Source organism: Burkholderia sp. 9120, assembly GCF_000745015.1.
GTDB lineage: Bacteria > Pseudomonadota > Gammaproteobacteria > Burkholderiales > Burkholderiaceae > Paraburkholderia.
Window position 1 is genome coordinate 99,765 of the sequence record NZ_JQNA01000002.1, and the last position, 16,848, is coordinate 116,612.

At 63.0% G+C, this 16,848-nt stretch carries 14 protein-coding genes; 10 read left to right on the top strand and 4 right to left on the bottom strand.

Features of this window, described 5'->3' with window-relative positions; genetic code table 11:
* The first annotated feature begins 170 nt into the window (after positions 1-170).
* On the top strand, positions 171-1,574 hold the full coding sequence (locus FA94_RS37220; protein WP_176058323.1) for a GGDEF domain-containing protein: 1,404 nt from the start codon (positions 171-173) through the stop codon (positions 1,572-1,574).
* 453 nt (positions 1,575-2,027) lie between these two features.
* Positions 2,028-3,260: a lactonase family protein gene (locus FA94_RS08840; RefSeq protein WP_035549788.1), complete on the top strand. Its 1,233-nt coding sequence runs from the start codon at positions 2,028-2,030 to the stop codon at positions 3,258-3,260.
* Positions 3,261-3,315: 55 nt separating this feature from the next.
* Here FA94_RS08840 and ftrA read toward each other — a convergent pair whose 3' ends face one another.
* Entirely contained in the window at positions 3,316-4,344 is a 1,029-nt protein-coding gene (gene ftrA, locus FA94_RS08845) for a transcriptional regulator FtrA (protein ID WP_035549790.1), read from the bottom strand.
* 125 nt (positions 4,345-4,469) lie between these two features.
* Between ftrA and FA94_RS08850 the strand changes: the two genes are divergently transcribed.
* The 8 genes from FA94_RS08850 (at position 4,470) to FA94_RS08885 (ending at position 13,290) form a co-directional block, all read left to right on the top strand.
* Complete coding sequence (locus FA94_RS08850) at positions 4,470-4,889, top strand: rhodanese-like domain-containing protein (protein WP_502690836.1); 420 nt, start codon at positions 4,470-4,472, stop codon at positions 4,887-4,889.
* Positions 4,890-5,196: 307 nt separating this feature from the next.
* The gene (locus FA94_RS08855) at positions 5,197-5,916 is read left to right on the top strand and encodes an ABC transporter substrate-binding protein (RefSeq protein ID WP_035549793.1); all 720 of its coding nucleotides are present in this window, start codon (positions 5,197-5,199) and stop codon (positions 5,914-5,916) included.
* 398 nt (positions 5,917-6,314) lie between these two features.
* Positions 6,315-7,226 (top strand): GHMP family kinase ATP-binding protein, encoded by a 912-nt coding sequence (locus FA94_RS08860; RefSeq protein WP_231584907.1) that lies wholly within the window; start codon positions 6,315-6,317, stop codon positions 7,224-7,226.
* 8 nt (positions 7,227-7,234) lie between these two features.
* Positions 7,235-8,239, top strand: a complete 1,005-nt coding sequence (locus tag FA94_RS08865; RefSeq protein WP_035549796.1) for a pyridoxal-phosphate dependent enzyme — start codon at positions 7,235-7,237, stop codon at positions 8,237-8,239.
* A gap of 3 nt (positions 8,240-8,242) precedes the next feature.
* Positions 8,243-10,813 (top strand): lyase family protein, encoded by a 2,571-nt coding sequence (locus FA94_RS08870; protein WP_035549799.1) that lies wholly within the window; start codon positions 8,243-8,245, stop codon positions 10,811-10,813.
* Positions 10,810-11,685, top strand: a complete 876-nt coding sequence (locus FA94_RS08875; protein ID WP_231584908.1) for a formyl transferase — start codon at positions 10,810-10,812, stop codon at positions 11,683-11,685. Before FA94_RS08870 ends, FA94_RS08875 begins: the two co-directional genes overlap by 4 nt.
* Positions 11,682-12,278, top strand: coding sequence for a LysE family translocator (locus FA94_RS08880; protein ID WP_035549802.1), 597 nt, complete (start codon positions 11,682-11,684; stop codon positions 12,276-12,278). Before FA94_RS08875 ends, FA94_RS08880 begins: the two co-directional genes overlap by 4 nt.
* A gap of 55 nt (positions 12,279-12,333) precedes the next feature.
* Positions 12,334-13,290 (top strand): D-aminoacyl-tRNA deacylase, encoded by a 957-nt coding sequence (locus FA94_RS08885; RefSeq protein WP_035549805.1) that lies wholly within the window; start codon positions 12,334-12,336, stop codon positions 13,288-13,290.
* A gap of 20 nt (positions 13,291-13,310) precedes the next feature.
* On the opposite strand, the gene FA94_RS08890 is transcribed toward FA94_RS08885, so the two are convergent.
* The 3 genes from FA94_RS08890 to FA94_RS08905 form a co-directional block, all read right to left on the bottom strand.
* Complete coding sequence (locus FA94_RS08890) at positions 13,311-14,117, bottom strand: helix-turn-helix transcriptional regulator (RefSeq protein ID WP_231584910.1); 807 nt, start codon at positions 14,115-14,117, stop codon at positions 13,311-13,313.
* Between the two features lie 278 nt (positions 14,118-14,395).
* Positions 14,396-15,697 (bottom strand): UDP-N-acetylglucosamine 1-carboxyvinyltransferase, encoded by a 1,302-nt coding sequence (locus FA94_RS08900; protein WP_035549813.1) that lies wholly within the window; start codon positions 15,695-15,697, stop codon positions 14,396-14,398.
* Positions 15,698-15,850: 153 nt separating this feature from the next.
* Complete coding sequence (locus FA94_RS08905) at positions 15,851-16,798, bottom strand: LysR substrate-binding domain-containing protein (protein ID WP_051980495.1); 948 nt, start codon at positions 16,796-16,798, stop codon at positions 15,851-15,853.
* Positions 16,799-16,848: the final 50 nt, after the last annotated feature.

Sequence of the window (16,848 nt, forward strand, 5' to 3'; positions counted from 1 at the left end):
GACGACGTTCCATCGAATGGTTCAGGCAGGCGTGCCATCGATCTGTCTCAGCCGGCGTTCAGCCAGGAGGAAACTGTAACGTCGTGAAAATGCTGGCGAGCTCCGGCATCGGAAACGCTACACTTCGCTCTCTCGTCCAGAGGAAAGTCACGCATTACGATGTCGCTCCAATGTCCATTGCCGATCCGTTAAAACTATTGTCCAGTCGGCCTGACTTGAAGGTCATCGCCCGGCTTGCCTCCCTGCAGATGGTGTCGCTCGCGCTCGTCGCACTCACGGCGGGAATTGTCCTGTGCGCCTGGCTGATGCCTGCTCTAGCGACGCTGCTTCCGCATGGCTGGTCGCTGATGAAGGTCAACACCGCGTTGTGCCTGCTGCTCGGAACGGGCAGTCTGGCATTGTCCCGAAACAGGCAAACCGCCCGTCAGCTGATGGTAAGCCGCGTTCTCGCCGGGGCGCTGCTGCTCATCGCCGGATCTGTGTTGCTTGAGCATTTGACCGGAACGGCGAGCGGTTTCGATATCCTGCTGGCCGCCGATCCGACATCGAGCAGGCCAGGACGCATGGCCCTGCAGACGTCGGTGTTTTTTCTTCTGCTTGGCGTGACATTGCTGTTTGTCCGCTCGCGCAAAAGCCCACTTTCAAACATGGCCGACGCGCTGACGCTGGCGATGGTAATTCTGACGCTGGTGGTGCTCTCCGGATATTGCTTTGGGGCAGCCAGGCTGTTTGGCGAATCGTCCGACACGCGGACCTCGCCCCATACCCTCGTTTGCATGGCGCTACTGGTGTTCGTGGAAATCGGCCGCCGGGCCGAGAGCGGCCATTTTTCCGTTCTGCTGGGCATCGGCATCGGCAGCCGGATTGCACGGAGCGTTCTGCCATTCGCGCTGCTCTTGCCGTTCCTGATGGTGAGCGGCAGCGCTTATACGACCCGACAGGGCTGGCTGTCCGCGTCGTACGCAGCGGCACTGAGCGCGTCCGTTATCTCTGTCGCGTTGTTCGGCCTGGTCGTTCTGATGGCCGGGCGGATCAACGAGCTCGAACGGGATCTGCGCGACATGTCGCTCACCGACGATCTGACTGGAATATTGAATCGCCGCGGATTTAATCTGCTCGGCGAGCAGGCGGTGCTGCAGGCGCGACGGGACGAGTCCCCTCTGACGGTGCTGTTCTTCGACCTCGACGGCTTGAAGCAGGTCAACGATAGTTTTGGCCACGAAGCAGGATCGCGATTTCTCGTGGATGTTGCAACGTTGCTTCGGAACACTTTTCGCGGCTCGGATATCGTCGCGCGGATCGGTGGTGATGAATTCGCCGTGGTGATACACGACGGTAGCGCAAAGGCCAAAATTGCCATGGCGCGGATGGATGAGAGCGCTGCGGCCATGAATCGAAACGGCGGCAGGTTTTATCCGATCAGCTATAGCGCCGGTGAAGCGAGCCGCGATCCGACCGGGGACGAATCGTTCGAGCAACTGGTCTCACGGGCCGACGCGATGATGTATGAGGCGAAACTGGCGAAGCGTCGTCACGGCAAACAACGTGCAACCGTTGGGGTGATCGGGGTTTAAGCGAGGCGGCGGTGCGATAGGTGCACCGGGTGCGACTGGGCTAACTCGGTGGAGGTGCCGGTAGGTGGCCCATGTTCGGTTCGTGAGCGTCCGCATCGAGGAAAACTGAACGTCAGCTGAGGGCGGCGGCTGCCGATCGCTACCTTGCGGAGTTGGGGTGATATATGCTTACTGCAGGAGGCAGTGATTAGCCGAATTTTGCCAATCATCGCGTGATAACTCCCCTTAAACAATTCAAAATAGATGGGCAATGATCATCGTGGGTAATTCAGCCAAACCTACATAAAAGTCGGGAGCGCATTTATGTCACGGGGTCAAGAAAGGGGTGTGCCAGACCTGTTCCGGCGTTTGGCTGGTGTTTCGCTGTGCACCGCGCTCGCGCTAGCGGGCTGCGGCGGATCGTCGGCGCCAGCAAATCCGCCGCAGCCGCCAGCGGGGCCCCCGACTTTCACCGTGGGCGGCACCGTATCGGGGCTGGCCACCGGCACCACGCTCACGCTGAATGACAATGCCGGTGATCCGCTTACTGTGAGTGCGAATGGCGGGTTCACCTTCGCTACCCCGGTGCCGCTCAATGGCGCTTACGCCGTCACCATCGGCGCTCAGCCCGCAGGACAAACCTGCACGTTGTCGAACGGCTCCGGGTCGGGCGTGACGGCCAATGTCGCCAGTGTGGGAATCAACTGCGTAATCGGCCCGGAATTCGCCTATGTAGTGAACATACTCGGCAACTCGGTTTCGCAGTACGCCATAGGCGCTAACGGGGCGCTCACCCCCATGGCTGTCCCGTCTGTGCGGACGGGAGAGGAACCAGATTCCATCGCCATCGATCCTTCGGCTCGCTTCGCCTATGTGACAAACTCAATCGACGGCACGGTTTCGCAGTACACGATTGGCGCTGACGGTGCGCTCACCGCCGCGAGTTCCACGAGCGTATCGAGCCCATCGATTGGCGGCTTCATAATGTCCGTCACGGTCGAACCTTCAGGTCGCTTCGTCTACGTGGCACAGGGAACTACGATTTATCAGTACGCGATAGGCACTAACGGCGCGCTGATGGCCGTGAGTTCGCCGACTGTGACGACGGGACGTTATTCGGAGTTCATCATCACCGATCGCACGGGTCGCTTCGCCTATGTGCCCTGCCAGGACAACTCGGTCTGGCAGTTCACGATTGGCACGAACGGTGTGCTCACGGCCATGAGTTCGCCAAGCGTGCCTACGGGAAGCCTTCCAGAATCCATCGCCCTCGATCCTTCAGGCCGTTTCGCCTATGTGCCAAACAGGGACAGCAACTCGGTTTCGCAGTACACGATAGGTGCTGACGGCGCGCTCACGGCCATGAGTGCCCCGACCGTGCCAGCGGGACTCGGTCCACAATCCATTACCATCGATCCGTCTGGCCGCTTCGCCTACGTGGCAAACGGCACCGACGACACAGTTTCGCAGTACACGATAGGTGTTGACGGTGCGCTCACGGCCATAAGTCCCACGACCATCTCGACCGAAGACTCTCCAACAACCTTCGCGGTTGATCCTTCAGGTCGCTTCGCCTATACGGCAACCTCGCCCTACGGCACGGTTGTGCAGTACACGATAGGTCTTGACGGCGCGCTCACGACCATGAGCGGCCCGGCCGTGCAGGCGGGACCGACGCCCGTGTCCATTGTGATATTTCGCCGGTAGAAGCGTAATCAGGAGTCAATGACCGAGGCCACCCTTGTCACGCATCGCATCGTGATCAGCCAGGCTGAGTATCACCCCGCGTTCCCCGCGACCGCCGCTCGATTCCGGAATCGAATTTCTGAGCCCTCGCGCCATGGCCGAACTTCTCCCGGTATGCTGCCGGACTCGTGAGCGCGATACGTCGGAAGTGCCTGCGCATCGACTCCTCCGAGCCGAACCCCGCCAGCTCGGCGATGCGGCCAATCGGCAATGGCGTTTGCGCTTCGAGCATCTCACGGGCCACCGCCACGCGTTCACGCACAAGCCATTCGTACGGTGCCATGCCGGTGGCGTCATGAAATTGCCGTTGCAACGTGCGCGGGCTCATCGCAGCCCGTTCTGCCAGCGAGCGCAGCGTGTGCGGCAAAGCAGGATGCTGGCGCACCCAGTCCATCAACTTCGCCAGACGTCCGCTTTCGTCCCGCGGCATGGGACGCGGCACAAACTGCGCCTGACCACCCTCCCGATGGGGCGCCACCACGAGCCGCTGTGCGACCCGATTCGCCACCGCGCCACCGTAATCGCGTCGCACCAGATGGAGCAGCATGTCCAGCCCCGCTGCCGATCCCGCCGACGTGATGATCTGTCCTTCGTCGACATACAGCGCGTCGGACTGCACGCGCACTAGTGGGTAGCGCTGTTGCAGTTTCGTCGCGTATCGCCAGTGGGTCGTCACGGTCTTGCCGTCGAGCACGCCGGCCGCTGCCAGCACGAACACGCCGGAGCAGATCGAGCAAAGACGCGCGCCCCGCTGGTAGGCGGCGCGGATCTTCTTTAGCAGCGCGTCGGGCGGCAATTCGTCCGCATCGCGCCAGCCGGGCACCACGATCGTATCCGCGCGATCGAGCAGCTTGAGCGTGTAGGGTGCGGCGACCGTGATGCCGCCTGCGGCGCGGAGCGGGCCGGGCTCGCCCGCGCAAACCGCGAACCGATACCAGTCGACGCCCAGCTCCGGACGTTCGAGCGCGAACAGTTCGGTCACGCAGCCGAATTCGAAAGTACAGAGCCGGTCGTAAACCAGCGCGACGACGAGATGCTTGTCCATGGCGCGATGTTACCGGAGATTGACGATTACGCCACTTATCCGGTTCGCGACTCGACGCCAGAATGAGGCTCCTGGATCACTTTTCCAGGCCCATGTTCACCGGACCACTCATGCAGGATTCAAACATGTCGACTACCAACGCCGTCACCGCCGTTCCCGCCGCCGACAGCGCGGCCGCGCTTGCGCACTTCCGCGCGACTTTGCAATTCGAAACCGATTGCTCCGATATCGCCGGCGCGCTCGCCAGCGGCGCGCCCGGTTTCGTCCTGCTCGATGTGCGCGGTCCGGCGCTGTTCGCGAAGGGCCATGTGCCGGGCGCGCTCAATCTGCCGCACGGCAAAATAGTCGAGTCGAAGCTGGTGAACTATCCGTCCGATACGCTTTTCGTCACGTACTGTGCGGGTCCGCATTGCAACGGGGCGACACGCGGCGCGATACGGCTTGCGCAACTGGGCCGGCCGGTGAAGGTCATGATTGGCGGGATCACGGGATGGCTCGACGAGGGCTGCAGCCTGGCTGTGAGCGAGGCCGTCGCCGTTCCCTGACCCAGGAAAAGCGACACACGCCGCCGCGTTGCGCCGCCCGGGGTGAAGTATTCCAGCGACCACCCGCATAATGTCGCTCTGGTTCGCTAACCCAAGGCAGCCGAAGATGAACAAGCTTTCAATAATGAAATCCCACCGCGCCGCGTTCAAAATCAAAACGCGGGCCGCTGCTGTCTTACTGGCAACGAGCGTGCTCTTGCCTATCGCGCTCCTGTCCGCAGCCCCATCCGCATTCGCACAAACCCAAAACGCAAGCGCCTCGCAACCGGCGGCTCCGACAAACCCCCTCAACCGACCAGGGCCCGCCATGACCTCCGTATTCGCGCCGCACGGCACGCTCCGCGCGTCGATCAATCTCGGCAATCCGGTGCTGGCCAGTCTCGATCCGGCCACCGGTCAACCGGTCGGCGTATCCGTCGATCTTGCCGCCGAATTCGCCAAACGCCTCGGCGTGCCGCTGCAACTGGTGCCGGTCAAATCGGCGGGTCTATCGGTCGACAACGTCAATCAGGGCAAAGCCGACATCGGCTTCTTCGCCGTCGATCCGAAACGGGGCGAAGAGATCGCGTTCACGAAGCCGTACGTGCTGATTGAGGGCTTCTATCTGGTGCGCGACGCGTCGCCGATCAGCAGCAACGCGCAGGTCGATCAACCGGGCGTGACGGTCGCGGTCGGCAAGGGCAGCGCCTACGACCTGTTCCTGACGCGCGAACTTCAGCACGCCACGCTGGTGCGCATTCCGACGTCGCCGGCAGTGGTGCAGGGTTTTCTGGATCAGCATCTGGACGTGGCCGCGGGCGTCAAACAACAACTTCAGAAAGACGCTGCCCACACAGGTGGATTACGCATACTCAATCAGCGCTTCATGGTGATCCGTCAGGCGATGGGTGTGCCTAAGGCGAGAGGCGAGGACGCGGCCGCGTATCTCGCGCGCTTCGTTGAGGAGATGAAGGCGTCGGGCTTCGTGAAGGCGTCGTTGGCGCGGCACCATATCGACGGCGCGGCCGTCGCGGGTGAGGGCGACTAGCAAGCGCTGTCGTCGGGTCCTCGCCGGTACGAAACACAAATCGGCGCATGAAGTTTTACGCGCCGACTTCTCACGCAAACGTTTCCGCGTTTATGATTCAATCTTCATAACGATTCAAGACTCATAAACACGACGCGCGTCGCAGAACGCGGCAATCAGGCGTCGTTCATACACCGCGTAATCCACTGCGCTTATTGCCTTGATCGCGCAGCAACTCATGTCCCGCGCATCGATTCCCATCGCCTCAACGGCCGATCAAGCAAAGGCGAAGCCCACTCGCCGCCAGACAGCAATTTTCAGATAGCACTGCGCAATTTCCCCTAAGAACTGACCGGCCAACCGTCGCTATGCTCCGGGCTCGGCTTTATCAAATCGTCGCGTCTTTTACGAGGAGATATATGGTTGTTCTATTCGGGCACGATGAGCTGGACGAGGTGCTTCAGCGTCACGATTCCGCACCGCGGGCATCGACGGGTCAGTGCCATGGAACGTTCGGCGAATTGATGCAAGGCGTATTGCCGGACAACCGGCATATTCTCGTCACGCTGCCGATCAACCTGAAGAGCGTGATCGAATTCAGCGCCGCGCGCACCGACCGGGTGGGCGCCGACGTCAGCCGCAAGACCAAGGCGTGTCGCGCCGTCGAAGACTATTTGCGCCTCGCGGACCTGCCGCCCGGCGGCCTGCTGAATTTCAGATCGACGTTCCCGGTCGGCAAAGGGCTGGCGAGTTCCTCTGCCGACATGGTCGCGGCAATCCGCGCGGCAGCCGGCCATTACGGCCAGACGCCCGCGCCGGAAACGATCGAATCGGTGCTGCGCTTCATCGAACCGACCGACGGCGTGATGTACGACGGCGTCGTGTCGTTCTATCACCGCGAAGTCAAACTCGACGAACAGCTCGGCGCCACGCCGGGCCTCGCCATCGTGTCCGCCGATCGCGGCGGCGAATGTGACACCGTCGAATTCAACCGCCGCAAACACGAGATGCCCAGCGCGGTACGCCACGAATACCGGGACATGCTGGCCGGCATGAAAGAGGCGATCCGCGCGTCCGACCTGCGCACCATCGGCGCCATCGCGACGCGCAGTTGCGATCTGTCGCAAGCGTTCAATCCGCATCCGCACATCGACCTGATGCGCGAACTGCGTGCCGGGACCGACGCGCTCGGCCTCGTGGCGGCCCATTCCGGCACCTGCATCGGCCTGCTTTACGACACCGAGGACCCCGAGCGTCACGCCAAAACGGCGCACGTTCAGGCGTCGCTGCGCGCGCTACAGATTGAATCGAGTCAATACACGACGGTATAGGAATCCAGATGCTCAGATATGAATCCTCGCTGGACGCGATGCGGGACGCCACGCTGTTTCCGATTGACGATGCGCTGCACATGGTGTCGTTCAAGGCGATGAAAATCGTGCCCGCGAACTTCATCATCCAGAAGGCAATCGCGCGCGGCGATCTGAAACCGGGCGGCACGGTCGTGGAAACGTCGAGTGGTAATTTCGCGCTCGGCATGGCGATTGTCTGCAACCGCCTGAAGCATCGTTTCGTCGCGATCGGCGATCCGGCTATCGAGCCGTCCTACCAGCGCCAGTTGGAAATGCTGGGCGGCCAGGTCGAAATCATCACGGAAAAAAAGGGCAGTCAGGGTTATCAGAAAGCGCGCCTGGACCGTCTGCATGAAATTCTCGACGACGAACCCGGCTCGTTCTGGTGCCGCCAATACGACAACGAGGACAACGCGAACGCGTATGGCGAGCTAGGCCGCGAGTTGCTCGCCGCCGTGGGCCAGCAGTTGGTGCTGGTCGCGCCGGTCGGCTCGGGCGGTTCGAGCTGCGGGATCGCCAGTGCATTGCGCGCGGCCGGCGCGGACTGCACGCTAGTGGGCGTCGATACGTTCAACAGCATTCTGTTCGGCCAGCCGGACGGACCGCGCAAACTGCGCGGCCTCGGCAACACGGTGATGCCGAAGAACCTCAGGCAAACCCTGTTCGACGACGTGCATTGGGTCGGCTCGGACTTCGCCGAGCATTTCACGCGCAAGCTGTATTCGTCCACTGGACATTTTCGCGGACCGACCACCGGCGCGGCTTTCGCGGTGGCGCGCTTCGTCCGCGAGCGCTATGCAGCGACGCCCGTGGTGTTCCTGAGTCCGGACGACGGTTCGCGCTACGTCGACACGACCTACGCCGCCGACCCCGCCAACGCCACCTACGACACGCTCGCACCGCAACAGATCGCGCAGCCGACCGCGTACGCGCCTGACGCCGACTGGGCATGGATGAACTGGCAACGCGCCGATATTCAACAATACCGTTAAGCCATGGCGATCATTTACGTCGAATCGAACACCACGGGCTTTGGGCACCGCTTGCTGGAGGTGTCGTGTCTGTATGACAGTGTCCATTTCTTCATTAGCGACCCGGCGCGCTATGCCTTTCTGGACCAGTTGCCGGCCGGGGTGAATGTCGTACGTTGCGATACGCGTTCAGTCGACGCGCTTCGCGAGGCGTGTGCGCAGATCGACGCGATCCGCTATGTCGTGTCGACGAGCGATGCGTTCATCGACATCGCCGCGCGGCTGTCCGACGAACTCGGTTTGCCGACCAACTCCGCCGCGGCCATTGCGCTATGCCGCGACAAGCTGCGCTTGCAGGACGTGCTGCGCGACAGCGGCGTCGCGTATCCGCACACCACCACGATCCGCTCCGCCGACGCCGTGGCGCGCCTGAGCTTTCCGGTGATCGTCAAGCCGAGGCAAGGCACGGGCAGCATCGGCGTTCGGCTGGTTGAAAGCGCGCAGGACTTTCCGGATCAATTCGACGACGACATGATCTGCCAGCGCTTCATTCCGGGCACGGAGTTTTCGGTCGAATCGTTCAGCGACGCCGACGGCCATCAGATTCTCGGCGTCACGCGCAAGTTCGTCACCAAGCCGCCGCACTTCCTCGAACTGGCCCACGTGTTTCCGGCCGACCTCGACACCGCGATTCGCTCGCGGATCGTCGATACGGTGCGGCGCGCGCTCGACGCGGTCGGCTACAGCTTCGGCCCCGCGCATACCGAGGTGAAGGTACACGACGGCGCGGTATCGATCATCGAAATCAACGCGCGGCTCGCCGGCGGCATGATTCCGACGCTGATGGAGCGCTCGTTCGGCTGGTCGATGGCGGAGCTGTATATACGCAGCTATCTGGCCGGCCGCAGCCAGTTCGTGGTGCCGACGCCCGCGCTCTACAGCGCCGTTGCGTTCGTGGTGCCGGAGGTAGGGCGTCGCTATGTCGGCATCGACTTTCCGAGCGATTGCGCCGACGCCGGCATGTTTCGCAGCGAAGGCGTCAACGCGGGCAAGTTCGACTTTTCCGACCGCGCGGGTTATGTGATTTCGGTTGGCCGTAGCGCAATGTCGGCGCTGCGGCAAAGCCTGTCGCTGCGTATGCGTTCTGCTGTGCTCTATGACGACCGGCGCGAACCGCCGCCCGACGCGCAGACGATTCACGAGATCGTCTACCGCAAAAACGGGCCGAGCTTCGGCGCACTGACCGACACGCTGCTCGTGATCGAAAAAGCTCACCTGACGATGCTGCGTCAGCAACGCATGCTCAGCGCTCCCCAGTTCGAGGCGTTGAAACAGGCCGTGCTCGCGCTGGAAGCCGATCCGGGTCTGCTACGCAATCACAACTCCGGCCGCGGCGATTACTTCGATTACGAAAACTACGTGATCGACCGGTGCGGACGCGAAACGGGCGGCATGATCCAGGCGGCTCGCTCGCGCAACGACATCAACAGCACGCATCTGTCGCTGACCTTGCGCGAGGCGCTGTCGCGGGTGAGTTCACGCACCGTCGATCTGGCCGCCGTGCTGGCGCGCCGTGCCAACGAAACCGCCGACATACTGTTGCCGATTTACAGCCAGTATCAAACGGCCATGCCGGGTTCGGCCGGTCACTATCTGGTCGCGCAATGCCAGATCCTGCTGGATACGCTGGGTGCGTTATCGGCTTTGCATGACAGCCTGAGCGTGTCGCCGCTCGGCGCCTGCGCGGGCGCGGGGACGACGTTCGCCACCGACACGCACAGCACCGCGGCCTTGCTCGGCTTCGCGAGCGGCCCGTCGAATTCGTTGCGGGCGATCAGCGACAAGAATCATGCGCAGCGCGGCGTGTATCTGCTGACCGAACTGAGCGGCAACCTGAACCGGATCGCCAGCGACCTGCAACTGTGGACCATGCGCGAGCTGGCGCTCGTCGCATTGCCGGACGCGATGTATGGCGGCTCGTCCAACATGCCGCAAAAGCGCAACCCGTACCTGCTCGAATGGCTGCGTCTCGGCCACGAACGCAACGCCGCCCGCTTGACGATGGCCGTATCGTCGCTGTCGCATCTGCCGACCGGCAACTCCTATCAGGCGAGCCGCACGGCTATCGAAACGCTGGTCGAATCGACCGTGCAGATCGTGGATATGCTGACCGTGCTGACCTATGCGATCGACGGCGCGCGTTTCGATGCCGACGCCGCACGTCGCGCGCTTGAAGCGGGTAACGGTTGCGCGACGCTCGCGGCGGAACGGCTGGTGCAGCAGCACGAGGCGTCGTTCCGCGATGCCCACTCGCGGGTGGGCCGCGCACTCGCGCCGGCCGCCATGACCACAGCGCCCACATCCGGCGACGCAAGCGCGCGAGCTTTGCTCGCCAGCATCAACGACGAACTGACCACCGGCCACGTATTCGAGCGGCTCAGCGGCGGCGGCGGCCCATCGGCGGATAACACGCGCGCGGCATGGAAAGCCCTCGACGCGCAACTCCGCGACGCCCGCCGACATCATCTGGCGCGCGACGCGCGTGCCGCCGCGCTCGCGCGCGAACTCGATCGCCGCTTCAGGAGAACCCTGTGAACAGCTTGACCCCATCGCCCCAATCGCCCCCGTCCACCCCATCCAGCCCGTCGATGCCGGCCATCACCGTGCTGTGCTCGGACGGGCCGCATCATCTGTATCTGGCGGGCGAAATCCTGAAGACCTTCGGCAAGGTGCGCCTCATCGTCGAACCCGGCCACGCTCAGGTGTCGCGTTTGTGGCGTAACCGCCAATACCGCGCGTATGGCTGGACGCGTTATCACCAATGGCGGCGCAGCCTGTTCGGCTACGACGCGTACCGTCAGCGCTATTTCACGCAAGGCGAAGCGCCGCTCACCTGGGACGCGCTGCTCCGCGACGCCCGCGTTCGGCTGATCGAAACGCCGTGGATCAACGATCCCTGCGTCGTCGAAACCTTGCAGGAAGAGGGCGCCGACGCGTATATCGTGATGGGCACCAAGAAGATCGGCGAGGCCGTGCTCGCGCAGATTCCGCCGGACCGGATTCTCAATCTGCACGGCGGTCATCTGCCTCACTACAAGGGCAATCACTGCTTCTTCTTCGCGCTGCATCACGGCGAATTCGACAAGCTGAGCACAACGCTGCACCGCGTGGCGTCCGGTCTCGATACCGGCGAGATCGTCTCGCACCACACGGTGCAATTCCAGCAAGGCGACAATTCGGAAACGCTCTATTCGCGCGCCGAAAAACGGGCCGTGGACAACCTCGTCGCCCGCCTCAAGATGGACCCGGATGTCACGCGCTGGGACAGCGAACCGCAACCCGACGCGGGCGCGACTTACCGGATGCGCGATCGCGGCCCGCTGCTCGAAATCGCGCACCGCTTCGCACTGTTGCGCCACCTGCATGCGGTGTCGGCCGTGCGCCGGAAAGGGAATCAGGCTCGATGAACAGCGCCCTGATTGCCCAGCTTTCGCAGGTCGCGCTGTTTTCGATCCCGCTGACCATTTCGCCGGGGCCGAACAATCTGATGATGACCACCAATTGCGCCCAGTTCGGTTTCCGGCGCACGCTGCCTTCGCTGGTCGGCATTTCGCTCGGCGTGTTCGTGCTGTTCATGGTGGTGGCGCTGGGTCTCGGCGGCGTGCTGGCCCGCTATCCGCAACTGCATCTCGCACTGAAAGTGGTGGGTTCCGCGTACATTCTGTATCTGTCGTATCTGCTGTTCACGTCGCATTCGTCGAGCGCGCAGAAGAAATCGACCGAACGGCCGATCACTTTCGTTCAGGCGGCCTTGCTGCAGGTGTTGAATCCGAAGATCTGGCTGCTCGCGGCAACGGCCTGTTCCACGTTTCTCCCCCTGACCGGCAACGTGCATGTCGACGCGATTCTGCTGTCGCTCACGCTCGGCGCGATCTTCTTTCCGTGCAACTCGATCTGGGCGCTGTTCGGACTCGTGATGCGCGGGGTCATGCGCGGCCGGGCGTTTTACCGGACCATGGGGTTGATGACCGCGTCGTCGGTCTTTTTCGTGCTGTTTTGAGTTGGCTAATTCGCCGCGACGTCACGGCTTGCGCGCATTTCTATCAAGGACGGCCATGAACCACATCGTGCTAGCTTTTTGCATCGACCCGGCAAAAGATCCTGTTTCGTCGCATGTGCTCGCGCGACTGCTGGCCTCGGGCGCTTTCACGCCGACCGACGACAGCGTCGACGGCCACCCCGTGTTGCGTGCGCAACTGGGCAGCGTGCGCTGCGATCTGCTGCAACTCGACGACGTGCTGAGCCACGACTATCCCCGCTACGCGCCGATCCTCAACGACGGGTTCGGCACCGCCGACGCGGTCATCATCGTCAACTGGCACGAAGGCAAGAACGCGCCCGATCCAATCTTCACCGTGCAAACCACGGGCGACATCGAAACCGGCACCTTCAGCCCCGTCGATCCCACCGTGACGCGCGCGCTGTTCCTCGCGGTGGAAGCGCAGCGGCAAAAGGCCGGCCTCGGGCAATTCTCGACGTGGATGGAGGCGACGCACTGGTCCGGGCCACTGTACGGCGCCGCGTCGGGCAAGCTGGTCAACCTCGTGAAGCCCTCGGTGATCGATCTGGAGATCGGCAGCACGCCGCGCGCGTGGTCGTATCCGGCCGCCGCCGCGGTGCTCGCGCGGGCGCTGCTCACGGCGTTCGAGTCACCGCGGAAACCGGCGATTTCGCTCCTCGGGATCGGCGGCACGCATTTCGAAGCGGGCTTCACGCAACTGCTGCGCGACTACGGCGAATCGCAAGGGCTCGCGTTTTCGCATCTGCTGCCGAATCACTGGCTGGTTGCGCATCGTTATGAATCGTCGGCGCGGCTGCCTGATCTGCTGGCCTGCGCCCGCTCGATCAAAGGCGGCGTGGACGCGATTGCGTTCCACGACAATCTGAAAAGCAGCTACAAACATCAGGTGCAATTGCTTGCCAGCGAGCTTGGCGTGCCGGCGTTCTCGCACCGCAAACTGCGATCGGACGACATAGCCGGTCTGATTCGCGACGCCCGCGTCGAATCGTGATGCGTGATGGACGTGGCCGATCAAAGCCCTCGAAGCGCTCTCGGCGGATAGCCGAAGTGCTTCTTGAACGCGGTCGTGAACTGGCTATGCTGCGCGTAGCCGCATTCGAGCGCGATGGTGGTGATCTTCTGCGGACTGTTCTTCAACAGGTTGTGCGCACGGCTCATTCTCGCGTGGGTCAGAAACGCATGCGGCGAGTGGCCGAAGGTGGTCTTGAATTTACGCAGAAAGTGATACCGGCTGAGACTCACCAGGCTCGCCAGATCTTCGAGCCGCACCGGTTCGCCGAGGTTGTCGCTCAGATAGTCGCGCAGCAGTTTGGTCTGCTGGGCCGAGAAACGGCCGCGCGTATTCGGCGCGTCCAGATCCGTGGCGGCATACGAGCGGATCGTGTTGAGCAGAATCCAGCTCATCAGACCGTCTACGCCGAGCAGCAGCGACTTGTCGTCCCAATCGGCGAGCGCGATGCTCGCGGCCGCTGCGCTAATGACCGGCGACGCCTCCTGGAACACCTCGCGGAACGAATAACTCTCCGGCGGCTGGCGCAGCGACTGCAGCAGGCTTTCCTCGAAGTTGCGCGGATCGAAATACACGTGCAGGAAATTCAGCCGCTCGGTGATCTGCCACTGCGACTGGCCTTCGCCAATAGGGAACAGGCAGACCGCGTTCTTGAAGCCGCGCCGCAAAATCTGCCGGCCCAGCACCTGGTTGCAGTTTTCCCCGCCCGACAGATACACGCTCAGCACGTTTTCGTTCGAGCTTTGATACTCGGTGAGCGTATTGCGGCCGGTCCATTCCGACACCACGATGCCCGACGGCAAGTGCATGGACCGGACGAGCTCGGCACCCGCCGATTTCAGCGCGCCTCTGACGTTAATCGAGTTTGAAGACCGCATCTTGCAAATGATCGCTTATCGGCTGGTGGTAGAGCGGGGGGCGGCGCGCTGTGCCATGGAAATCAGCAGAAGCGGGCCGCCGGTCCGGAATGCGTTGTGGCTAATAGAGGTGGCCAACGAGGTGGCTATTGTGTCAGAAGATGAGGGTGGTGAGCGCGCGGCTGGGCGGGGTAGCCAGCGCGCATAAAGCAACCTGTTTTCAGCGGCTTTTATTCGCTGCTGGTCCACTCCACGTTCGCGCCCACCGAACGCAAATTCTCGACGAAACGCGGATGCGCGCGGCGGATCGGCAGTGCATTCATGATCTCCGAGCGTCCTTCAATACTGGCCGCGACCATCAGCAACGCAATCGCCACGCGAATGATGTACGGGCTCTCGACGCGCGCCGGGCTCAGCGTCAGCCCGCCGAACGTGATCAGCCGGTGCGGATCGGACAGGAACACGTGCGCGCCGAACTTGGACAGTTCGCTGGTCCAGCCCATCGCGCCGTCATAAACCTTGTTCCAGAACATTGCGCTGCCCTCGGCCTTCACGCCGAGCGCGACGAAGATCGGCAGCAGATCGACCGGCACATACGGCCACGGCGCGGCTTCGACCTTGGTGAGAATGTTCTGGGTGAACGGCCGGCGCACCTGCAGCGCGCCGTTGCTATGCGCGCGCGACCAGCCATCGCGATGCACCACGTCGACACCGAACTTCGCGAAGGTGCGGTCGATCAGCGGGAACTGCTCGGGCGCCGAGTTCCTGACCACGATGTCGCCGCCGGTGATCGCGCCCAGCGCGAGAAACGTGGCGATTTCGTGGAAGTCTTCGCTGAAGCGGAACTCGCCGCCGCCGAGCCGCTTGCCGCCCGTCACGCTGAGCCGCGAGGTGCCGATACCGTCGATGCCTACGCCGAGCATCGCGAGAAAGCGGCAGAACTCCTGCACGTGCGGCTCGGACGCCGCGTTGGTGAGCGTGGAGGTGCCGTCGGCCGCCGCCGCGCACAGTGCGAAGTTTTCGGTGGTGGTCACCGACGCATAGTCGAGCCAGTGATCGTTGGCGGCCATGCGCCGCTCGGTACGCACGATCAACGACTCGTCGGTGCGCTTGACGCGAGCGCCGAAACGCTCGAACACCTCGACGTGCGGGTCGATCTCGCGCACGCCGAGCGTGCAGCCTTTCACGTCGCTTTCCAGCCGCGCCACGTTGAAACGCGCGAGCAGCGGCGGCACCAGCATGATCGACGAACGCATCTCCTCGGGCAGCTTGTTTGTGACCGGATCGAAGGTGGTGGCGTGGTGATGCAGATCGAGCAGGCCGGTCGAGAAGTCCACCGACACATCGCTGCCCAGCGCGCGGAAGATGTCGAGGATTTTCTTGACGTCGGTGATCTCGGGCACGCCGATCAGGCGTACCGGTTGATCGGTGAGGAGGGTAGCGCAGAGAATCGGCAGAACAGCGTTCTTGTTGGCGGACGGCGTGATTTCGCCGCGTAACGGCAGGCCGCCGTGGACGATCAGGTTGGACATGTTCGGAAAGCTTTGAAGAATGAAGACGCGAGGCCGTTATGATGCCATCGCCGGGGCGTGCCTGCTGCAACTATCCGCGGGGCCAGGGCAGGACCCGGCGAATCGCACGCCTGAGCGCTTATTGAGCGCTCATTGAGCGTTTAGCCTGAGTGTTTACACGCCCGCCGCCACCGTCGACGAACTCGCCTGCGCCGCCGGCAACGCCGCCTCCAGACGCAGAAACTCGATCAACGGTTCGAGCAGCTTATGCCGGCGTTCCGGCGCCGTGCGCAGCACGAAGCACCACGACGCCGGCCGCGACAGGTCCGGAAAAAGCCGCATCAGACGGCCGCTGCGCAGATCCGCTTCGATCAGCGGCAAGCGTCCGAGCGCGATTCCAGCGCCGCCGATCGCCGCGCCGAGCACCTGGCTAAAGCCGCTATAACGGACGATCTTGGTTTCGAAGTCGCTGGGCAAGCCGAACTGCCCCTTCCAGTTGCGCCATTCGAATTCGGGCGCGTTCTCATGGGTTTCCTGCAGCAGACGGCAGCGGCACACCGCCTTCGACGCGAACGGATGCAGTTCCGGCGCGCAGACCGGGAAGACCTCCTCGCGAAACAGCACGAGATCGTCGGCACGCACCTTGTCCACATGAATATGCACGATGGCGACATCGACCTCATGACGGGCGAACTCCGGCTCGCCATCCAGCGTGATCGCGCTCAACGGCGTCTCGGGATAGCGCGCCGAAAATTCGGCGAGACGGCGCGCGAGCCACATCGACGAAAACGAACCGTTGGCCGCCACGGTCAGTTTCTTCGGTACGCCCTTGACCTGCGAGCAGGCCTCTTCCAGCAGCGACAGCGCGTGGCTCACGGCGGGCAGCAGGCTCGCGCCCGCCTCGGTGAGGCCAATGCCGCCGAGGCCCGTGCTGCGTTCGAGCAGCCGCGCGCCGAGCAGGTCTTCGAGGCCGCGAATCTGATGGCTGACCGCGCTGGTCGACACACTCAGTTCGGTCGCGGCGCGGGCGAAGCCGCCGAGCCGCACGGTCGCTTCGAAAGCGCGCAGCGAGGCCAGCGGCGGGATATGCGACTTGGGGGACGTGGGAGACTTGAGGGTCATGCGGGGTATTGTAGGATACTCAACACCCGTTGAAAAACCATCTTTTGCCT